The organism is Ilumatobacter sp. (assembly GCF_041688325.1).
Taxonomy (GTDB): domain Bacteria; phylum Actinomycetota; class Acidimicrobiia; order Acidimicrobiales; family Ilumatobacteraceae; genus Ilumatobacter_A.
This window is the reverse complement of record NZ_JBDNIJ010000338.1, coordinates 1-2066: the sequence shown is the minus strand read 5'-3', so window position 1 is coordinate 2066 and position 2066 is coordinate 1. Positions and strand designations below refer to the sequence as shown.

Annotated in this window: 2 protein-coding genes; both read left to right on the top strand. The window is 61.9% G+C overall.

Going from position 1 to position 2066, the window contains the following annotated elements; genetic code table 11:
• The coding region (locus ACH2EI_RS17495) for a hypothetical protein (RefSeq protein ID WP_395160984.1) at positions 1–538 on the top strand (538 nt) is incomplete at its 5' end.
• Positions 539–604: 66 nt separating this feature from the next.
• Positions 605–1954, top strand: coding sequence for a M20/M25/M40 family metallo-hydrolase (locus ACH2EI_RS17490; RefSeq protein ID WP_395160982.1), 1350 nt, complete (start codon positions 605–607; stop codon positions 1952–1954).
• Positions 1955–2066 lie beyond the last annotated feature (112 nt).

The following is a 2066-nucleotide window of genomic DNA, read 5'->3' as shown; positions in this document are numbered from 1 at the left end:
CCTTCTCGGCGGTGGCCTGACCTGGTACAAGCAAACGATGCAGAACATGGCACCAGGCAGCACGCCGCGCCAGGTCAACGGCGCTCGTCTGACCAGCGAGCGGCTGCGGGAGCTTCCGACACCGCCGTGGCGCTTCGTGTTCGAGATCTCCGAAGACAAGTTGGGCGGCGTCGATCACGTCATCATTGGCCCCTCCGGCGTGATCGCCGTGAGTACGCAAATGCTCGACCGTCCGTTGCTCGCCGATCGGCCCGATCCACAGCTCGTTGCGAACGCAGCACTGATGCGGGGGTCGGTCGACGAACTCGCCAAGCGGGCTGGTGTGAGCTGCAACGTCCTTGCCAAGGTGTACTGGGGCACAGCTCAGCCTGAGCGCCCGGCAGCCGTTCAGTCAATGTACGCCACGCTGATCGTCGAGGGGCAACGACTCAACGACTGGCTCCTCACGCTGCCACCAGGCCCGCTCACTCCGGCTCAGATCGATCTTGCGTGGCAGACCATTCTCACCGGCATCGGGCGCCCTGATCCGCTGGCTTGATCGCCACACCTGAACTCGCATGGGACAGCAGGTCCAGAGTTCTCATCGGCTGCTACGTTCAGCCACATGACGAACGCCGCTGAATTCACTGGCCCATCCGTCGAGTTGCTCCAGGCACTGATTCGAAACGAGTGCGTCAACGACGGCACCCCCGATTCGGGCAACGAGACCCGGAACTCCGATCTGTTGGTGAGCTACCTCGAAGGCACCGGCGTCGACATCCAGACGTACACGCCGCGCCCGGGCCGCGACTCAATGATTGCGCGCATCGCTGGTTCAGATCCGAGCGCACCCTCGTTGTGCCTGATGGGCCATACCGACGTCGTGCCGGTCAACCGAGACGGGTGGACCCACGATCCGTTCGCTGCCGACATCATCGACGGCGAGATTTGGGGTCGCGGTGCAGTTGACATGCTCAACCTCACCTCGACGATGGCCGTCGTTTTCCGTCAACTCGCCAACGAAGGCTTTAAGCCCAAGGGTGACCTCATCTACTTCGGTGTCGCCGACGAAGAAGCCGGAGGTGTGTGGGGCGCCGAATGGATGGCCGAACACCACTGGGATGACATGCGTGCCGATCATGTCCTGACCGAACTCGGAGGCTGGTCCACGGTCGACGACCACGGCACACGAACCGTCACTGTCAACGTCGGCGAGAAGGGCTTGGCGTGGCGGCGCCTCCGAGTGAAGGGCACGCCCGGCCACGGGTCGATGCCATTCGGTGCAGACAACGCACTGATTAAGGCTGCTGAGATCGTGCGCCGAATCGCTGACTACCGCCCGTCGGCACACATCGACGACATCTGGGAAGCCCAGGTCGATGCATTTGGCCTGCCAGACGAACTCCGCGATGCCCTCAAGTCATCGGACAAGATCTGGGACACGTTGAAAGACCTGCCACCGGGCATGGCCCGCACCTGCCATGCGTTGACCCACACGACGTTCTCACCAAACGTTGCCCACGGCGGCCAGAAGACCAACACGATTCCCGACGTCATCGACATCGATGTCGACATCCGTACGGTTCCGGGCACCACGAAGGACGACGTCGAACAACACCTGCGCGATGCCATCGGCGACCTCTACGACCACATCGAAGTCAGCGAACTCCAGAACTCCAATCCGACCACATGCGACTACGGACCCGGCAACCCGCTCTGGGAAGCCGTGACCAAACACACCCAGATCGCCTATCCCGGTGCGAAGCTCATCCCCGGCCTGATCACCGGTGGCACCGATGCACGCTTCTACCGCGAACGCGGCAGCGTCGCCTACGGCGCCGGCTTGTTCTCTGGGAAGATGGACTTCGCCACATTTGGCGCACGGTTCCATGGCAACGACGAGCGGATCGACATTGAATCGATTGGCATGTCAGCCGAATACTTCTACGGCATCACCAAAGACCTCCTCGGCTGAAGTCCGCTTGCCATCTCCCAAAATGGAGATCATCTCTCATCGCCAGTGAGCCAAGCTGATCCCAGTTTCGGATATCCAGCCAGAGCAGCCCGAAACTGAGACTGCTGCAGCT

Coding starts and splice junctions, on each gene's coding strand:
- ACH2EI_RS17490 (WP_395160982.1), top strand. CDS start 605: ATGACGAACGCCGCTGAATTCACTGGCCCATCCGTCGAGTTGCTCCAG.